Origin of the sequence: Pseudomonas sp. ENNP23 (genome assembly GCF_001728945.1) — a bacterium.
Taxonomy (GTDB): domain Bacteria; phylum Pseudomonadota; class Gammaproteobacteria; order Pseudomonadales; family Pseudomonadaceae; genus Metapseudomonas; species Metapseudomonas otitidis.
This window is the reverse complement of sequence record NZ_LYSP01000026.1, coordinates 1-17,039: the sequence shown is the minus strand read 5'-3', so window position 1 is coordinate 17,039 and position 17,039 is coordinate 1. Positions and strand designations below refer to the sequence as shown.

Sequence of the window (17,039 nt, the reverse complement as noted above, 5' to 3'; positions counted from 1 at the left end):
ACCGGGCAGTTGAACGGGGGGGGTTAGGCCCCTATACTCTGCGCGCAATTTTGTCGGCACAAAGTATGCCAAGTCATTGATTCAAGGCGCCGACTCAGAGGACATGCTGCGATGGATATCCGCACGCCGAATCGCTTGCCCTTCCATCGTCTACCGGTCTTCCCGGTGCTGCTCGTCCAAGGGGTCGTATTGCTGATCGCCGCCGTCGTTCTCTGGCAGTGGCGTGGCGCGGTCGCTGGCTACTCTGGCTTGTGCGGTGGGCTTATCGCCTGGTTGCCGAACCTGTACTTCGCCCACAAGGCGTTCCGCTACAGTGGAGCCCGGGCAGCCCAGGCGATCGTCCGGTCGTTCTATGCCGGCGAGATGGGCAAGTTGATTCTGACGGCAGTGCTCTTCGCGCTGACGTTCGCAGGCGTGAAACCACTGGAGGCGCCGGCCCTGTTCGGCGCTTTCCTGCTGACCCAGGCGGTCAGCTGGTTCGCTCCCCTGCTGATGAGAACAAGATATTCGAAACCTTAGGGCGTTTGAGGCAAACATGGCAGAGCAAACCGCTTCGGGCTATATCCAGCACCACCTGCAAAACCTGACCTTCGGTAAGCTGCCGTCCGGCGAATGGGGCTTTGCCCACACTGCCGAACAAGCCAAGGAAATGGGCTTCTGGGCGTTCCACGTGGACACTTTGGGCTGGTCCATCGGCCTCGGTCTGCTGTTCGTCTTCCTGTTCCGCATGGCGGCCAAGAAGGCCACCTCCGGCGTTCCCGGTGGCCTGCAGAACCTGGTGGAAGTGATGGTCGACTTCGTCGACACCAACGTCAAAGACACCTTCCACGGCCGTAACCCGCTGATCGCCCCGCTGGCACTGACCATCTTCGTCTGGATCTTCCTGATGAACGCCATCGACCTGGTCCCGGTGGACTGGATCCCGATGCTGGCCGCCAAGATCGCTGGTAACGAGCACCTGTTCTTCCGCGCCGTACCGACCACCGACCCGAACGCCACACTGGGCATGGCCTTCTCCGTGTTCGCCCTGATCATCTTCTACAGCATCAAGGTGAAAGGCATCGGTGGCTTCCTCGGCGAACTGACCCTGCATCCCTTCAGCAGCAAGAACATCGCCGTGCAGATCCTGCTGATCCCGGTGAACTTCCTGCTCGAATTCGTCACTCTGATCGCCAAGCCGATCTCCCTGGCCCTGCGACTGTTCGGCAACATGTACGCCGGCGAGCTGGTGTTCATCCTGATCGCCGTGATGTTCGGCGCCGGCATCCTGCTGCTCAGCGGCCTCGGTATCGCCCTGCAGTGGGCGTGGGCCGTGTTCCACATCCTGATCATCACCCTGCAGGCGTTCATCTTCATGATGTTGACCATCGTCTACCTGTCGATGGCGCACGAAGACAACCATTGATAGCGCGCGGTGCCTCCTGGCTGTCTCCCCTTCGGGGAGGAACAGCAGGGGGCGTTTCAGGCTAGCGATGGTCCCGCCGCAGTCCGCGCGGGAATGCCCGAAAGGGCGATGGGAACACCAAAACGACTTCGTTCTACCGCTTCACTTAAACCTAACCAACACGACATAAAGTCGGGAGGAAAAATGGAAACTGTAGTAGGTCTCACCGCGATCGCCGTAGCTCTGCTGATTGGTCTGGGTGCCCTGGGTACCGCTATCGGCTTCGGTCTGCTGGGTGGCAAGTTCCTGGAAGGCGCTGCTCGCCAGCCGGAAATGGTCCCGATGCTGCAGGTCAAAATGTTCATCGTCGCCGGCCTGCTGGACGCCGTGACCATGATTGGCGTTGGTATCGCTCTGTTCTTCACCTTCGCTAACCCGTTCATTGCTCAGGTAGCCCAGTAATCCCTTCCTTAGGGAATTGGACTGACAACGAACGAGCGAGGTGTTGGCGTGAATATTAATGCAACCCTGATCGGCCAGTCCGTCGCGTTCTTCATCTTCGTACTGTTCTGCATGAAGTTCGTGTGGCCTCCGGTCATCACGGCACTGCGCGACCGTCAGAAGAAGATCGCCGACGGCCTGGACGCTGCCAACCGCGCGGCTCGTGACCTGGAGCTGGCCCACGAGAAAGTGGCCCAGCAACTGCGCGAGGCCAAGACTCAGGCAGCTGAAATCATCGAGCAAGCCAAGAAGCGTGCTACCCAGATCGTCGACGAAGCTCGCGATCAGGCCCGCACCGAAGGCGAGCGCCTCAAGGCGCAGGCTCAGGCCGAGATCGAGCAGGAACTCAACGGTGTCAAAGACGCGCTGCGTGCCCAACTGGGTAGCCTGGCCGTAAGCGGTGCCGAGAAGATCCTGGGTGCCACTATCGATCAAAACGCGCACGCGGAGCTGGTTAACAAACTGGCCGCCGAAATCTAAGCGAGGGCGATCATGGCAGAACTGACCACGCTGGCCCGACCTTACGCCAAGGCGGCTTTCGAGTACGCCCAGGCCCATCAGCAGCTGGCCGCCTGGTCGGCCATGCTTGGCCTGGCCGCTGCGGTGTCTCAGGACACCACCATGCAGCAGGTGCTCAAAGCCCCGCGTCTGACGAGCGAAGAGAAAGCCAACACCTTCATCGAGGTGGTTGGCGACAAATTCGATGCTCAGGTAGGCAATTTCATCCGCGTCCTCTCTGAAAACGGCCGCATCGGCCTGTTGCCGGAGATCGTCGAACTGTTCGAGCTGTACAAGGCCGAGCAGGAGAAGTCGATCGACGTGGAAGTCACCAGTGCCTTCGCATTGAACACTGAACAGCAAGACAAACTCGCCAAGGTTCTCAGCGCTCGGCTTGGCCGGGAAGTGCGACTGCACGCTGCGGAAGACACCAGCCTCATCGGCGGTGTCGTGATCCGTGCCGGCGACCTGGTTATCGATGGCTCGGTTCGCGGCAAGATCGCGAAGCTGGCCGAAGCGTTGAAATCTTGAGTTTGAAGGGGCAGCAGAGCAATGCAGCAACTCAATCCTTCCGAAATTAGTGAAATCATCAAGGGGCGTATCGAGAAACTCGACGTCTCTTCCCAAGCCCGCAACGAAGGCACCATCGTCTCCGTCTCCGACGGTATCGTCCGCATCCACGGCCTGGCCGACGTGATGTACGGCGAGATGATCGAGTTCCCGGGTGGCGTCTACGGCATGGCACTGAACCTGGAGCAGGACTCCGTAGGTGCCGTGGTACTGGGCAGCTACCTGAGCCTGGCCGAAGGCATGAGCGCCAAGTGCACCGGCCGCATCCTGGAAGTCCCGGTTGGTCCGGAGCTGCTGGGTCGCGTGGTTGACGCACTGGGTAACCCGATCGATGGCAAAGGCCCGATCAATGCCAAGGCCACCGACGCTGTCGAGAAAGTGGCTCCGGGCGTGATCTGGCGTAAGTCGGTCGACCAGCCGGTACAGACCGGCTACAAGTCGGTTGACGCCATGATCCCGGTCGGCCGTGGCCAGCGCGAGCTGATCATCGGTGACCGTCAGATCGGCAAGACTGCCCTGGCTGTCGACGCCATCATCAACCAGAAGAACAGCGGCATCCGCTGCGTCTACGTAGCCATCGGTCAGAAGCAATCGACCATCGCCAACGTCGTACGCAAGCTGGAAGAGACCGGCGCCCTGGCCAACACCATCGTGGTGGCTGCCTCGGCTTCCGAATCCGCTGCGCTGCAGTTCCTGGCCCCCTACGCCGGCTGCACCATGGGTGAATACTTCCGCGACCGCGGTGAAGACGCCCTGATCGTCTACGATGACCTGTCCAAGCAGGCCGTCGCCTACCGCCAGATCTCCCTGCTGCTGCGCCGCCCGCCGGGCCGCGAAGCCTACCCGGGCGACGTGTTCTATCTCCACAGCCGCCTGCTGGAGCGCGCATCCCGCGTTTCCGAGGAATACGTCGAGAAGTTCACCAACGGCGAAGTGAAAGGCAAGACCGGTTCCCTGACCGCCCTGCCGATCATCGAAACCCAGGCCGGTGACGTTTCCGCGTTCGTTCCGACCAACGTGATCTCCATCACCGACGGTCAGATCTTCCTGGAATCCGCCATGTTCAACTCGGGTATCCGTCCGGCCGTCAACGCCGGTATCTCGGTATCCCGCGTGGGTGGTGCCGCCCAGACCAAGATCATCAAGAAGCTCTCCGGTGGCATCCGTACCGCACTCGCCCAGTACCGTGAACTGGCGGCCTTCGCCCAGTTCGCCTCCGACCTGGACGAAGCGACCCGCAAGCAGCTGGAGCACGGTCAGCGCGTTACCGAGCTGATGAAGCAGAAGCAGTACGCGCCCATGTCCATCGCTGACATGTCCGTGTCCCTGTACGCTGCCGAGCGTGGCTTCCTGACCGATGTGGACGTGAACAAAGTTGGCGCCTTCGAAGCAGCCCTGCTGGGTTACTTCAACCGTGAGCTGGCCGCACTGATGGCCAAGATCAACGAGAAAGGTGACTTCAACGACGAGATCGACGCAGGCATCAAGGCCGGCATCGAGAAGTTCAAGGCCACCCAAACCTGGTAAGCCGCAGCGGGGGCCCCAGGGCCCCCGCCTGCTAACCCGAAAGGTGTCAAATGGCAGGCGCAAAAGAGATTCGCAGCAAGATTGCGAGCATCAAAAGCACGCAGAAGATCACCAGCGCCATGGAAAAGGTGGCCGTCAGCAAGATGCGCAGGGCTCAGCAGCGCATGGCTGCCAGCCGTCCGTACGCGGAGCGCATCCGCCAGGTGATCGGTCATCTGGCCAACGCCAACCCCGAGTACCGCCACCCCTTCATGATCGAGCGCCCCGTCAAGCGCGTCGGCTATGTCGTGGTGAGTTCGGACCGTGGTCTGTGCGGTGGCTTGAACACCAACCTGTTCAAGGCCCTGGTCAAGGACATGGCGAGCAATCGCGAGCAAGGCGTGGAGATCGATCTCTGCGTGATTGGCAGCAAGGGTGCGGCGTTCTTCCGCAACTTTGGTGGCAATGTCGTTGCTGCGATCAGCCACCTCGGCGAAGAGCCGTCGATCAACGATCTGATCGGCAGCGTCAAGGTGATGCTCGATGCCTACCTCGAAGGTCGCATCGATCGTCTGTCCGTGGTTTCGAACAAGTTCGTCAACACCATGGTGCAGAAGCCCACGGTGGAACAGCTCGTTCCGCTGGTGGCGACTCCGGATGAAGCGCTCAAGCATCACTGGGACTACCTGTACGAACCCGACGCCAAGCAGCTCCTTGACGGGCTGATGGTGCGTTACGTGGAGTCGCAGGTGTACCAGGCGGTGGTCGAGAACAACGCCGCCGAGCAGGCTGCGCGGATGATCGCGATGAAGAACGCCACCGACAACGCCGGTGAACTGATCAGCGATCTGCAGCTGATCTACAACAAGGCGCGTCAGGCAGCGATCACCCAGGAAATTTCGGAAATCGTCGGCGGCGCTGCCGCGGTTTAAGAACGGTTCAAATATTCAGAGGAACCAAAGATGAGTAGCGGACGTATCGTTCAAATCATCGGCGCCGTTATCGACGTGGAATTCCCGCGTGATCAGGTACCGGCCGTATACGAGGCGCTGAAAGTGGTCGGCGCCGAAACCACCCTCGAAGTCCAGCAGCAACTGGGCGACGGCGTGGTTCGTTCCATCGCCATGGGCTCGACCGAAGGTCTGAAGCGTGGCCTGGACGTCACCAGCACTGGCGCAGCCATCTCCGTCCCGGTTGGCAAGGCCACCCTGGGCCGCATCATGGACGTCCTGGGCAACCCCATCGACGAAGCCGGCCCCATCGGCGAAGAAGAGCGTTGGGAAATCCACCGCGCTGCTCCGTCCTACGCCGACCAGGCGGGTGGCAACGAGCTGCTGGAAACCGGCATCAAGGTGATCGACCTGGTCTGCCCCTTCGCCAAAGGCGGCAAGGTAGGCCTGTTCGGTGGCGCCGGCGTGGGCAAGACCGTGAACATGATGGAACTCATCCGTAACATCGCCATCGAGCACAGCGGTTACTCTGTGTTCGCCGGCGTGGGCGAGCGTACCCGTGAGGGCAACGACTTCTACCACGAGATGAAGGACTCCAACGTACTGGACAAGGTCGCCCTGGTTTACGGCCAGATGAACGAGCCGCCGGGCAACCGTCTGCGCGTTGCACTGACCGGCCTGACCATGGCCGAGAAGTTCCGTGACGAAGGCCGCGACGTACTGCTGTTCGTCGACAACATCTACCGTTACACCCTGGCCGGCACCGAAGTGTCCGCGCTGCTGGGTCGTATGCCGTCCGCTGTGGGTTACCAGCCGACCCTGGCCGAGGAAATGGGCGTTCTGCAAGAGCGCATCACCTCCACCAAGACCGGTTCGATCACCTCCATCCAGGCCGTATACGTACCTGCGGACGACCTGACCGACCCGTCCCCGGCGACCACCTTCGCCCACCTGGACGCCACCGTCGTACTGTCCCGTGACATCGCCTCCCTGGGTATCTACCCGGCCGTTGACCCGCTGGACTCCACCAGCCGTCAGCTGGACCCGCTGGTGATCGGCCAGGAGCACTACGAGACCGCCCGTGGCGTGCAGTATGTACTGCAGCGCTACAAGGAGCTGAAGGACATCATCGCGATCCTCGGCATGGACGAGCTGTCCGAAGCGGACAAGCAACTGGTAGCCCGCGCTCGTAAGATCCAGCGCTTCCTGTCCCAGCCGTTCTTCGTGGCCGAAGTCTTCACCGGCTCCCCGGGCAAGTACGTTTCCCTGAAGGACACCATCGCGGGCTTCAAGGGCATCCTCAACGGTGACTACGACCACCTGCCCGAGCAGGCGTTCTACATGGTCGGCGGCATCGATGAAGCCATCGAGAAAGCCAAGAAACTGTAACCCCCTGAGCGCCCGGCAACGGGCGCTTACGTGAGGCAAGCGTATGGCTATTACTGTCCACTGCGATATCGTCAGCGCCGAATCGGAGATCTTCTCCGGTCTGGTCGAGATGGTGATCGCCCACGGCAACCTGGGCGACCTGGGTATCACGCCGGGCCACGCCCCGCTGATCACCGATCTCAAGCCGGGTCCGATCCGCCTGGTCAAGCAGGGCGGCGAGGAGGAGGTGTTCTACATCTCCGGTGGTTTCCTCGAAGTGCAGCCGAGCATGGTGAAGGTCCTGGCCGACACCGTGGTCCGCGCCGGTGACCTGGACGAAGCCGCTGCTCAGGAGGCCCTCAAGGCCGCTGAGAAGGCGCTTAACCAGAAGGGCGCGGAGTTCGACTACAGCTCCGCTGCTGCCCGTCTGGCAGAGGCCGCGGCCCAGCTGCGTACCGTCCAGCAGTTGCGCAAGAAGTTCGGCGGCTAAGCCACCGCTCTTCATCGCATGCAAGTAAAAGGGTAGCCTTGGCTACCCTTTTTCTTTTCCGGCATCGCCGGTTATCCACAGGCTCGGAAGCGTCCTTTCATGTCCCTCGATATCGTCATCCTCGCCGCAGGCCAGGGCACCCGCATGCGCTCGGCGCTGCCCAAGGTTCTCCACCCTGTTGCCGGCAAACCCATGCTCGGGCACGTCATCGACAGCGCCCGTGCGCTGCAGCCCCAGGGCATTCACGTGGTCATCGGCCATGGGGCCGACCTGGTGCGTGAGCGCCTCGCCGCAGACGACCTCGGCTTCGTCCTGCAGGCCCAGCAGCTGGGCACCGGCCACGCCGTGGCCCAGGCCCTGCCGCAGCTCAGTGCCGAGCGCGTGCTGATCCTCTATGGCGACGTGCCGCTGATCGAGGAAGCCACCCTGCGCCGCCTGCTGGACAAGGTCCAGGACGACCAGCTCGCCCTGCTCACCGTCGAGCTGGACGACCCCACCGGCTACGGCCGCATCGTGCGGGACGAGCAGGGCGTGGTGAAGGCCATCGTCGAACACAAGGACGCCAGCCCCGAGCAGCGTGCCATCCGCGAAGGCAACACCGGCATCCTCGCCGTCCCCGGCAAGCGTCTGGCCGACTGGCTGGGCCGGCTGTCCAACCACAACGCCCAGGGCGAGTACTACCTGACCGACGTCATCGCCATGGCAGTGGCCGACGGCCTGGTGGTGGCCACCGAGCAGCCCCAGGACGCCATGGAAGTGCAGGGCGCCAACGACCGCATCCAGCTCGCCGAACTGGAGCGTCACTACCAGCAGCGGGCGGCCCGCCGCCTCATGGCCCAGGGCGTGACCCTGCTGGACCCGGCGCGTTTCGACCTGCGTGGCGAAGCCAGCGTGGGCCGCGACGTGCTCATCGACGTCAACGTCATCCTCGAAGGCCGCGTGGTGATCGAAGACGACGTCCAGATCGGCCCCAACTGCGTCATCAAGGACAGCACCCTGCGCCGTGGCGCCATCGTCAAGGCCAACAGCCACCTTGATGGCGCCGAGCTGGGCGAGGGCGCCGACTGCGGCCCGTTCGCCCGCCTGCGTCCCGGTGCCGTGCTGGGTGCCAAGGCCCATGTGGGTAACTTCGTCGAACTGAAGAACGCCGTGATGGGCGAGGGCGCCAAGGCCGGCCACCTGAGCTACCTGGGCGATGCCGAGATCGGCGCACGCACCAACATCGGTGCCGGCACCATCACCTGCAACTACGACGGCGCCAACAAGTCCCGCACCGTCATGGGCGAAGACGTCTTCATCGGCTCCAACAGCGCCCTGGTCGCCCCCGTGACCCTCGGTGACGGCGCCACCACTGGTGCCGGCTCCACCATCACCCAGGACGTTCCCGCCCACAGCCTCGCCGTCGGCCGCGCCAAGCAGCGCAACATCGAAGGCTGGAAGCGTCCCGTGAAGAAGAAGTGAGTTGTGGATAACCCCGCCTGTGGATAAACCGCAGGCCTCTACAGAAGGCGACCTCGGTCGCCTTCTGTCGTTTCCGGGGTTGACGCAAAAGCTTCGTTGAGTTTTGATTCGCCCACTTTTTCTTTCGAATCGAAACTTAAGAGATGTCAAAGCGCAATACGCCCCAGCGTCGCCATGCCATCCTCGCCCTGCTCGCCGAGCAGGGCGAAGTCAGCGTCGACGCCCTGGCCAAGGCCTTCGCCACCTCGGAAGTGACCATCCGCAAGGACCTCGCCGCCCTGGAGGCCAACGGCCTGCTGCTGCGTCGCTACGGCGGCGCCGTGCCCGTGCCCCAGGAGTTCATCAGCGAAACCAGCCAGCCGGTGTCCCGCTACAAGCAGGCCATCGCCCGCGCCGCCGCCGAGCGCATCCGTGAGCACGCACGGATCATCGTCGACAGCGGCAGCACCACCGCCGCGCTGATCCCCGAACTCGGCCACCGCCCCGGCCTGGTGGTGATGACCAACTCGCTGAATGTCGCCACCGCCCTGCGCGAACTGGAGCACGAGCCGGTGCTGCTGATGACCGGCGGCACCTGGGACCCGCACTCCGAATCCTTCCAGGGCCAGGTCGCCGAGCAGGTGCTGCGCTCCTACGACTTCGACCAGTTGTTCATCGGCGCCGACGGCATCGACCTGGCCCGTGGCACCACCACTTTCAATGAGCTGCTCGGCCTGTCCCGGGTCATGGCCGAGGTCGCCCGCGAGGTGATCGTCATGGCCGAGGCCGACAAGGTCGGGCGGCGCATCCCCAACCTGGAGCTGCCCTGGAGCAGCATCCATACCCTGATCACCGACGAGCGCCTGCCCCAGGACGCTCGCCAACAGATAGAAGCGCGCGGCATCACGCTGGTCTGTGCGCCTGTGGATAACTGAGGAGACAACCCATGTGTGGCATCGTTGGCGCAGTGGCTGAACGGAACATCACCGCCATCCTCGTCGAAGGCCTCAAGCGCCTCGAATACCGTGGCTACGACAGCGCCGGCGTCGCCGTGCTGGACAACCAGGGCGGCCTGCAGCGCCGTCGTCGCGTCGGCAAGGTCAGCGAACTGGAGCAGGCCCTGGCCGCCGAGCCCCTGGCCGGCCGCCTGGGCATCGCCCACACCCGCTGGGCCACCCACGGCGCGCCCACCGAGCACAACGCCCACCCGCACTTCTCCGGCGACCTTGCACTGGTGCACAACGGCATCATCGAGAACCACGAACCCCTGCGCGAGCACCTCAAGGGCCTGGGCTACGTCTTCACCTCCGACACCGACACTGAAGTCATCGTCCACCTGCTCGACCATCACCTGTCCAACCTCGGCGACCTCACCGAAGCGCTCAAGGTCGTGGTACGCGAACTCCACGGCGCCTACGGCCTGGCCGTGATCAGCCGCAGCCAGCCCGACCGCCTGGTGGCCGCCCGCAGCGGCAGCCCGCTGGTGATCGGCCTGGGCCTGGGGGAAAACTTCCTCGCCTCCGACCAGTTGGCCCTGCGCCAGGTCACCGACCGCTTCATGTACCTGGAAGAGGGCGACATCGCCGAGATCCACCGCGACCAGGTGCGCATCTGGGACAGCGCCGGCCAGCCCGTGCAGCGCGAGCAGGTGCAGTACCACGAAGGCGCCGAGGCCGCCGACAAGGGCGAGTACCGCCACTTCATGCTCAAGGAGATCCACGAGCAGCCCAAGGTCGTCCAGCGCACCCTCGAAGGCCGCCTGGGCGCCGACCACGTACTGGTCAACGCCTTCGGCCCCCGTGCCGCCGAGCTGTTCGCCAAGGTTCGCAACGTGCAGATCGTCGCCTGTGGCACCAGCTACCACGCCGGCATGGTCGCCCGTTACTGGCTGGAAGAACTGGCCGGCGTCCCCTGCCAGGTGGAAGTGGCCAGCGAGTTTCGCTACCGCAAGGTGGTGGTCCAGCCCGACACCCTGTTCATCACCATCTCCCAGTCCGGCGAGACCGCCGACACCCTCGCCGCCCTGCGCAATGCCCGCGCCGGCGGCTACCTGGCGAGCCTGGCCATCTGCAACGTCGGCACCAGCTCCCTGGTGCGCGAGTCCGACCTCACCCTGCTGACCCTGGCCGGCCCCGAGATCGGCGTCGCCTCCACCAAGGCCTTCACCACCCAGCTGGTGGCCCTGCTGCTGCTCACCCTCAGCCTCGGCCAGGTGCGCGGCAACCTCGACAAGGCCCGCGAAGCCGAACTGGTGGAAGCCCTGCGCCGCCTGCCCACCCACCTGGGCGAGGCCCTGGCCATGGACAAGACCGTGGAGAAGGTCGCCGAGCTGTTCGCCGAGAAGCACCACACCCTGTTCCTCGGCCGTGGCGCCCAGTACCCGGTGGCCATGGAAGGCGCGCTCAAGCTCAAGGAGATCTCCTACATCCACGCCGAGGCCTACCCGGCCGGCGAGCTCAAGCACGGCCCCCTGGCCCTGGTGGACGCCGACATGCCGGTGGTCACCGTGGCGCCAAACAACGAGCTGGTGGAAAAGCTCAAGTCCAACCTGCAGGAAGTCCGCGCCCGGGGCGGCGAGCTGATCGTCTTCGCCGACCGCCAGGCCGGCATCGACAACGGCCCCGGCACCCACGTGGTGGCCATGCCGCACACCGTCGACATCCTCGCGCCGATCCTCTACACCCTGCCGCTGCAGTTGCTGTCCTACTACGTCGCCGTGCTCAAGGGCACCGACGTCGACCAGCCGCGCAACCTGGCCAAGTCCGTCACTGTGGAGTGACGGGCCGCCCGCACGGCGCTCGCAGCGGGATTCCGGCTGCGGGGCCGTGGGCAATGCACAGCCTTCGGGACTGCATCACATCCCGTTCAATGGCAGTTGACCCGAGGGGGGCGCCACTTTCTAATCCGCTCTCCAATCTTGAACATGGACCGTTTATGTCTTCCGGCGACGCCGCCTCGGCACCTGCTGCCGCCCCCTCCGATCCCGTACCCGCCTCCGTCCGCCGGCAGAAGCGCGCCGGTTTGCTGACCCTCAGCCTCATGGGCGCCACCCCCCTCGTCCTGCTGGCCTGGGACCCGATGTACCGTGAGGTGCGGGTCTTCGACAGCCTGGCGGTCTGCGAGCAGGGCACCACCCTGACCGCCGAGCAATGCCTGCGGCTGCGTGACGAGGCGTTCCGGCGCACGGCCCTGATGGCCCCGGTCTACACCAGCTTCCTGGCCTGTGAGCGCGACTTCATTCGCATCAATGCCAACTGCACGGTTGGCGAGTGGTGCGCGGCTGACGCCGTGCAGAGCTGCACACAGGGCGACGACGGCCTGGCCCGCCCCCAGCCGGTGGCGTTCCTGGTCAGTGATGCCCTGGTCAGGCGCCTGCGCAGTGGCGAACCGGAGGATTGGAACGAGGTCGGCCTCGATGAGTTGCAGCCGGTCTTCGGCATGAGCGAAGACACCCTCTATGGCAGCGGCACCTACGTCAGTGGCCATTACGGTGGCTACTACGGCAGCGGTGGCCGCAACCTGCACCTGTTCACCGGCCAGGGCCAGTACCTGGGGGATCAGCGCACCCGCCAGGCCAGCGTGCATCGCAGCCAGTTGCAGGCGTCCGGTTATGCCCAGCAGTTCCAGAGCGGGCAATTGCCGACGCGCCTCCAGGGCGTAGCCAGTCGCGGCGGGTTCGGCGCGACGGCCCGCAGCAGCCTGGCCATGGCCAGCGGGTAGCCGATCATGTGGATACGGATTGGCCTAGTGCTTGGTTGCCTTTTCGGCAACTCGATCGCCCAGGCGGCGGGCCTGGACAGCAGCATTGGCAAGGCCGAGGCACGTCTCGAGGAACTGCGCCGGCTCATCGCCGACAAGCCCGACCGGCTGCGGGTGCGCCTGCCGAACAGTCGCGAATGGCAGAGCCTGGAGTCCCTCGGCCTTGCCCCTACCTGCCGGGCGCCTGTGCTGGTTCGCCTTGCGGCCCCGTTGCGGGCGTTTACGCAGTGCGGCGGCATAGAGGTGACCGAGGAAGGCGTGAGGTGGATGACGACCTCGATCTTCTGGACCCATGACCGTACCTGGGAGCACGGGCGGATGCTGCGCATGCAGGTCAGGAGTTTCGCCCGTCAGAGCAGACCCACCGATGACGTCGACCTGCGCGCCGAGTCGCCACTGGTCAAGGCCCTGGTGGACGCCAGGCCGCTCGAACTGGAAAAGCTCGCCGAGCTCTGGGCGACCCTGCGGCAGCAACCGTTGCCGGCCCGACCGGATGGCCAGTGGGGGGCCAGCGAGTCCTGGCCCACCGGCCTGCTGGCGTTGCATACCGATGGGCGGATCAAGCTGGCCGGCTCGAACCTGGCGGGCTTGCATGCCTGGCAGGCCTGGTGGGCGAGCCAGCCCCGGACCGAGAACGTCACTGCGCTGGTGGGGGTCGACCTGCAGCTGGGAGGCAAGTCCCCGGCCTTGCAGTTGGGCGAGTTCACGCTGGGCCAGACGCCCTTTGCGGTGGTGGTGTTGCCGGCTGACCAGCAGCCCCGCGATGAGCCTGCGCTGTGGCGTGATGACAGTTGGCAATTGCTGATGGTGCGCACCGATGGCAAATGAATACCTGAAAGCAACCCTGGTGACCGAAAATGGCGGCCCGCTCGACGTGTCGGAGCCTCGCATCGTGCGCGTCGACCCGGCCAGCGGCAGTGCCGTGCTGATCGGCGCCACCCATGGGTTGACCCTGATGCTGTGCTGTATGACGCCGCTGCTGATCGGACTGATGTTCGCCGCGCAGTTGGCCTGTGACCTGCCGCCCTGGCCCGTGGGCAACTACGAGTTGACGTTGCTGGTCTGGACCGTCCTCTGGTTGGCTTTCCTGGGCTACAGCCTGTGTGGCGGCAGCTACGTCGAGACCTACCTGTTCAACCCGCAGCAGCGGCGGCTGTGGCACCTGAACAGTGGTGAGGTGCTCGACCTGAAGGCACTGGCCGAGCTGGCACGTGCCCGCCAGAAGCCCGCGGATGCGGCCGTGACCGAACCGTCACCGCAGGAGCGCCTGTTGCCCATGGCCGCCGAGCGGCTGTTGGGGATCAACTGGCAGCGGCTGCAAAAGCTTCAGCCCTACAGACCCAGTCCATTGCGCGCCTACCTGCGCAGCTTCTGGGCCGTGGACGCCTGGTGGATCGTGGGCACCTGCCTGCTGGTCATCCTGCTGGTCGTTGGCTCGCTCGCCGGCCTGCTCCTCGCTGTAATGGCGCTGGCTGTCGCCTGGCTGGCCAGTGCCCTGGCCGGCTTCTGCCTGCAGCACCAGGCACCGAGGCGGGCCGAGGCCATGCTGCGCGGGCGTTCAATCGAGGATGTAGTGCGGAACGAAGCGTGAGCTGTCCTGGGTGATGGCGCTGCGGTCCTCGCGAATGCCCATGCCCACAGGGCGACCGCCGACCAGCCAGCTGCCGATGATGGGGTGCTCACCGCCCATGCAGGGCGGCGGGCACCAGCTCTGCAGAATCGCCGGCCCCTGCTCGTAGGGGCCGGGCGTCGCCAGCTCCACACCGCCCTCGCTTTCCACCTGGATGTTTGCCCCCTCGCGGGAGAAGAACGGCTTGCGCACCCAGCGCGGGCCCAGCAGGGCCGCATCCGGCTCATCGGCGAAGCAGGCCGGGATCAGGTTGGGGTGGCCAGGATGACGCTGCCAGAGCAGCGGCAAGATCGCCTTGTTCGACAGCAGGGTCTTCCAGACGGGCTCGATGAAGCGCGTCCGGCTGTGGGCCAGATGGGGGGCGAAGTCCTCCTCCAGCAGCCACTCCCAGGGGTAGAGCTTGAACAGTTGGATGATCGGCTGGTCGTGCAGGTCGACGAAGCCCTTGCCGGGCACGTGGCCGATGTCGTCGATGTACAGCAGATGGGGCTGAAGGCCAGCCTGGTTGGCACAGTCGGCCAGGTAGGTGACGGTGCCCTCGTCCTCGATGTGGTCACGGCAGCAGGCCAGGTGGAAGGGCTCGCCCGCCAGGCCGATGCGCTGCAGGCGCTCGACCAGCGCATCCTGGATGAGGTTGTACTGGTCGGCCCGCTCCGGCAGCACGCCCCGTTCGCGGCACTGCTCCAGCCACACCCACTGGAAGAAGGCCGCCTCGTAGAGGCCGGTCGGGGTGTCGGCGTTGTACTCGTAGAAACGCGCCGGGCCCTGGCCGTCGTAGGTCAGGTCCATGCGCCCGTAAAGCGCCGGCTCGCGTGTACGCCAGCTGTCGCGGATCAGCGTCCAGTGCGCCTCGGGCACCGCCATGCGCCGCAGCAGGGCTTCGCTCTCCACCGCGTCTTCCACCAGGGCCAGGCACATGGCCTCCAGCTCGGCACTGGGCGCCTCGATGTCGTCCTCGATCTGCTGCAGGCTGAAGCGGTAGCAGACGCTTTCATCCCAGTAGGGTTCGCCGCCGATGGAGTGGAAGTGGAAGCCGAGTGCCGAGGCTTGTTCGCACCAGTCGTGGCGCGGCGTGATGGTATGCCGATGCATGGAACGTCCGTGTACTGCCGTGGGAAAGGGAGCGCCATTCTAGCGGCCCGCCAGGGCCTTGGTTGTTGATCGAGGCAGCAACCCGGTGAGGGCGTCGTTCTTAGCCAGCCGCCGGAAAGCGCAGGCGGGAACTCCGTCGGCCCGGCCGGCTCGCTCTCACCGTCAACATCGATCGCGACAAGGCGGCGCGCTGCGGCCTCAACGTCGGCGACGTGCAGGACACCCTGGCCATGGCCGTCGGTGGGCGCCAGGCCGGCACCCTGTTCGAGGGCGACCTCCGCTTCGACCTGATGGTGAGCCTCGACGAGGGGCTGCGCACCGACCCGCAGGGCTTGCCGCGCCTGCTGCTGCCGCTGCCCGGTGGCACGGCGGACGGCATCGCCTTCATCCCCCCGGCGGACGTGGCCACCCTTGACTTGGAGCTGGGGCCGAACCAGATCAGCCGCGAGAACGGCAAGCGCCTGGTGGTGGTGAGCGCCAACGTGCGCGGCCGCGACATCGGCTCCTTCGTGGCCGAGGCGCGCATCCAGGCTGAGGTGCGGCTGCTGCTGGCCACCGTGGTGATCGGCGGCATCCTCTCGTCCACGGCGCTGACGCTGCTGGTGCTGCCGGTGCTCTACCAGCATGAGGACGATGAGAACGAAGCCGACGAGCGCGGCTGACCCGGGCGGCGCCACCCGTGTTTGCGGGTGGCGCCGGTGGCGTCAGTCTGCGCTGACCAGTTGGGTTTCCCAGCCGTCGTAGCGGCCGCCGTGGTCCTCGGCCAGGTGGAACAGCGGCAGGGTGACGCTGTCGATCTCGGCGAAGGAGGGCAGGTCCTTGCGCCACAGGTGCACGCTGTACTGCCCGTCCTCGTTGGCCGCGATCGGCACCCGCAGCGAGAAGCCCAGGGCCTGGGCGCGGTTGGCGAAGGCCTGGGCGTCGGCGGCCTCGGCGAATTCGGCCCAGTGGTCGATATCACGCGGGGTGTCGAGGCGGTCGCCGTTCTGTTCCAGGGTCTGGCAGACCCGGCGGTTCTGGATGCACTGGTGGTCGATGGCGCTGGGGTACAGGTACTCCAGGTAGGTCGACCAGTCCGGGTCGGGGTTGCTGCCGGCCTCGAAGCGGTAGTCCGGGAAGCCCCGGAACGCCTCGGCCACCCGGGCTTCCCAGCCCTGCGGATGGGCGGTGTAGAAGAAGAAATCGCGGCAGCCGTTGGTGGTGCAGCGCCCGACGTAGGCGTGGTCGGCACCTTCCAGCTTCGGCAGCACGGCGTCCTCCAGCGCGATCAGCGCGTCGTACTCCTCGTTGCTGGACAGGCCGTCGCCCCGTGGCGCGTTCATCTCCACGCGCACATAGGCCATGGCCGGCAGGCGCTCGATCGGCGCCTGTTCCACGGCACCCAGGTCGACATACAGCGATGCCGGGCGGTCATCCACCCGGGCGAAATAGAAATCCCAGTTCTCGGTCATCAGTCTCCCTCCCTGTTGGGGTGGCGAGACTGTAGCGGGTTTGCCGGGGCAAGAAGCGGACCTGGCGCACGGCGGGCCGTGGCGCGGCAATCGGTCGCTGGAGAGAGGGGGGAGGGGACTTGCGACCCCGAGGATGCCGCGCGCGTATCTACGCAGGTTGCGAGCAAAGCGTTGCAGCGGTGCGAGCCCGCTGTCCCGTGCGTATCGCAGCCAGGCTCGCCAGCGCTGCCAGCCCTCCCGCACGCTGGGGGCGTACCAGATATCCTTCAGGGCATCCTTGAGCACATAGACCGTGGCCAGTGGCTGGTTGGCAGCCAGCAGCTCCTGCAACTGCACGGCCTGCCCATCCTTGAGGTTTTCGCGATTGCGCAGCAGCAGCCAGCGGCTTTGCTTGACCGTC

17 protein-coding genes and 2 pseudogenes are annotated in these 17,039 nt (G+C 65.2%); 16 read left to right on the top strand and 3 right to left on the bottom strand.

What is annotated here, in order from left to right; all coding sequences use genetic code 11:
* Positions 1-111: 111 nt before the first annotated feature.
* From A9G05_RS15495 to A9G05_RS15425, 15 genes are all read left to right on the top strand, one after another.
* Positions 112-519 carry a F0F1 ATP synthase subunit I gene (locus A9G05_RS15495; RefSeq protein ID WP_069561822.1) on the top strand — a complete coding sequence of 136 codons (408 nt, stop codon included), beginning with the start codon at positions 112-114 and terminating at the stop codon, positions 517-519.
* A gap of 16 nt (positions 520-535) precedes the next feature.
* Positions 536-1,405, top strand: a complete 870-nt coding sequence (atpB, locus tag A9G05_RS15490) for a F0F1 ATP synthase subunit A (protein ID WP_069561821.1) — start codon at positions 536-538, stop codon at positions 1,403-1,405.
* A gap of 183 nt (positions 1,406-1,588) precedes the next feature.
* Complete coding sequence (atpE, locus tag A9G05_RS15485; protein WP_003457994.1) at positions 1,589-1,846, top strand: F0F1 ATP synthase subunit C; 258 nt, start codon at positions 1,589-1,591, stop codon at positions 1,844-1,846.
* A gap of 48 nt (positions 1,847-1,894) precedes the next feature.
* Entirely contained in the window at positions 1,895-2,365 is a 471-nt protein-coding gene (locus A9G05_RS15480; RefSeq protein WP_044410014.1) for a F0F1 ATP synthase subunit B, read from the top strand.
* Positions 2,366-2,377: 12 nt separating this feature from the next.
* Positions 2,378-2,914 (top strand): F0F1 ATP synthase subunit delta, encoded by a 537-nt coding sequence (locus tag A9G05_RS15475; protein ID WP_044410011.1) that lies wholly within the window; start codon positions 2,378-2,380, stop codon positions 2,912-2,914.
* A gap of 21 nt (positions 2,915-2,935) precedes the next feature.
* Entirely contained in the window at positions 2,936-4,480 is a 1,545-nt protein-coding gene (gene atpA, locus A9G05_RS15470) for a F0F1 ATP synthase subunit alpha (RefSeq protein ID WP_069561820.1), read from the top strand.
* A gap of 50 nt (positions 4,481-4,530) precedes the next feature.
* Entirely contained in the window at positions 4,531-5,391 is an 861-nt protein-coding gene (gene atpG / locus A9G05_RS15465; protein ID WP_044410005.1) for a F0F1 ATP synthase subunit gamma, read from the top strand.
* Positions 5,392-5,421: 30 nt separating this feature from the next.
* Positions 5,422-6,798, top strand: coding sequence for a F0F1 ATP synthase subunit beta (gene atpD, locus A9G05_RS15460; protein WP_069561819.1), 1,377 nt, complete (start codon positions 5,422-5,424; stop codon positions 6,796-6,798).
* 43 nt (positions 6,799-6,841) lie between these two features.
* A complete protein-coding gene (locus tag A9G05_RS15455; protein WP_069561818.1) occupies positions 6,842-7,267 on the top strand; it encodes a F0F1 ATP synthase subunit epsilon in 426 nt (141 codons plus the stop codon).
* A gap of 99 nt (positions 7,268-7,366) precedes the next feature.
* Entirely contained in the window at positions 7,367-8,728 is a 1,362-nt protein-coding gene (glmU, locus tag A9G05_RS15450; protein ID WP_069561817.1) for a bifunctional UDP-N-acetylglucosamine diphosphorylase/glucosamine-1-phosphate N-acetyltransferase GlmU, read from the top strand.
* A gap of 143 nt (positions 8,729-8,871) precedes the next feature.
* Positions 8,872-9,642 (top strand): DeoR/GlpR family DNA-binding transcription regulator, encoded by a 771-nt coding sequence (locus A9G05_RS15445; protein ID WP_044409993.1) that lies wholly within the window; start codon positions 8,872-8,874, stop codon positions 9,640-9,642.
* A gap of 11 nt (positions 9,643-9,653) precedes the next feature.
* Positions 9,654-11,486 (top strand): glutamine--fructose-6-phosphate transaminase (isomerizing), encoded by a 1,833-nt coding sequence (gene glmS / locus A9G05_RS15440; protein ID WP_069561816.1) that lies wholly within the window; start codon positions 9,654-9,656, stop codon positions 11,484-11,486.
* A 155-nt stretch (positions 11,487-11,641) separates the two neighbouring features.
* Positions 11,642-12,427 (top strand): DUF1190 domain-containing protein, encoded by a 786-nt coding sequence (locus A9G05_RS15435; RefSeq protein ID WP_069561815.1) that lies wholly within the window; start codon positions 11,642-11,644, stop codon positions 12,425-12,427.
* A gap of 27 nt (positions 12,428-12,454) precedes the next feature.
* Entirely contained in the window at positions 12,455-13,294 is an 840-nt protein-coding gene (locus tag A9G05_RS15430; protein WP_069561814.1) for a hypothetical protein, read from the top strand.
* A complete protein-coding gene (locus tag A9G05_RS15425) occupies positions 13,284-14,057 on the top strand; it encodes a hypothetical protein (protein WP_069561813.1) in 774 nt (257 codons plus the stop codon). Before A9G05_RS15430 ends, A9G05_RS15425 begins: the two co-directional genes overlap by 11 nt.
* On the opposite strand, the gene A9G05_RS15420 is transcribed toward A9G05_RS15425, so the two are convergent.
* A complete protein-coding gene (locus A9G05_RS15420) occupies positions 14,025-15,188 on the bottom strand; it encodes a glutathionylspermidine synthase family protein (RefSeq protein ID WP_069561812.1) in 1,164 nt (387 codons plus the stop codon). The two genes, A9G05_RS15425 and A9G05_RS15420, sit on opposite strands and share 33 nt — an antisense overlap.
* 143 nt (positions 15,189-15,331) lie before the next feature.
* Here A9G05_RS15420 and A9G05_RS15415 point away from each other — a divergent pair.
* Positions 15,332-15,709: pseudogene (locus tag A9G05_RS15415) on the top strand (efflux RND transporter permease subunit); the annotation flags it as partial.
* Positions 15,710-15,892: 183 nt separating this feature from the next.
* Here the strand turns inward: A9G05_RS15415 and A9G05_RS15410 are convergent.
* On the bottom strand, positions 15,893-16,774 hold the full coding sequence (locus A9G05_RS15410) for a DUF695 domain-containing protein (protein ID WP_371850570.1): 882 nt from the start codon (positions 16,772-16,774) through the stop codon (positions 15,893-15,895).
* Positions 16,757-17,039 (bottom strand): annotated as a pseudogene (locus A9G05_RS28150) (transposase); the annotation flags it as partial. The gene A9G05_RS15410 and the pseudogene A9G05_RS28150, both read right to left, overlap by 18 nt.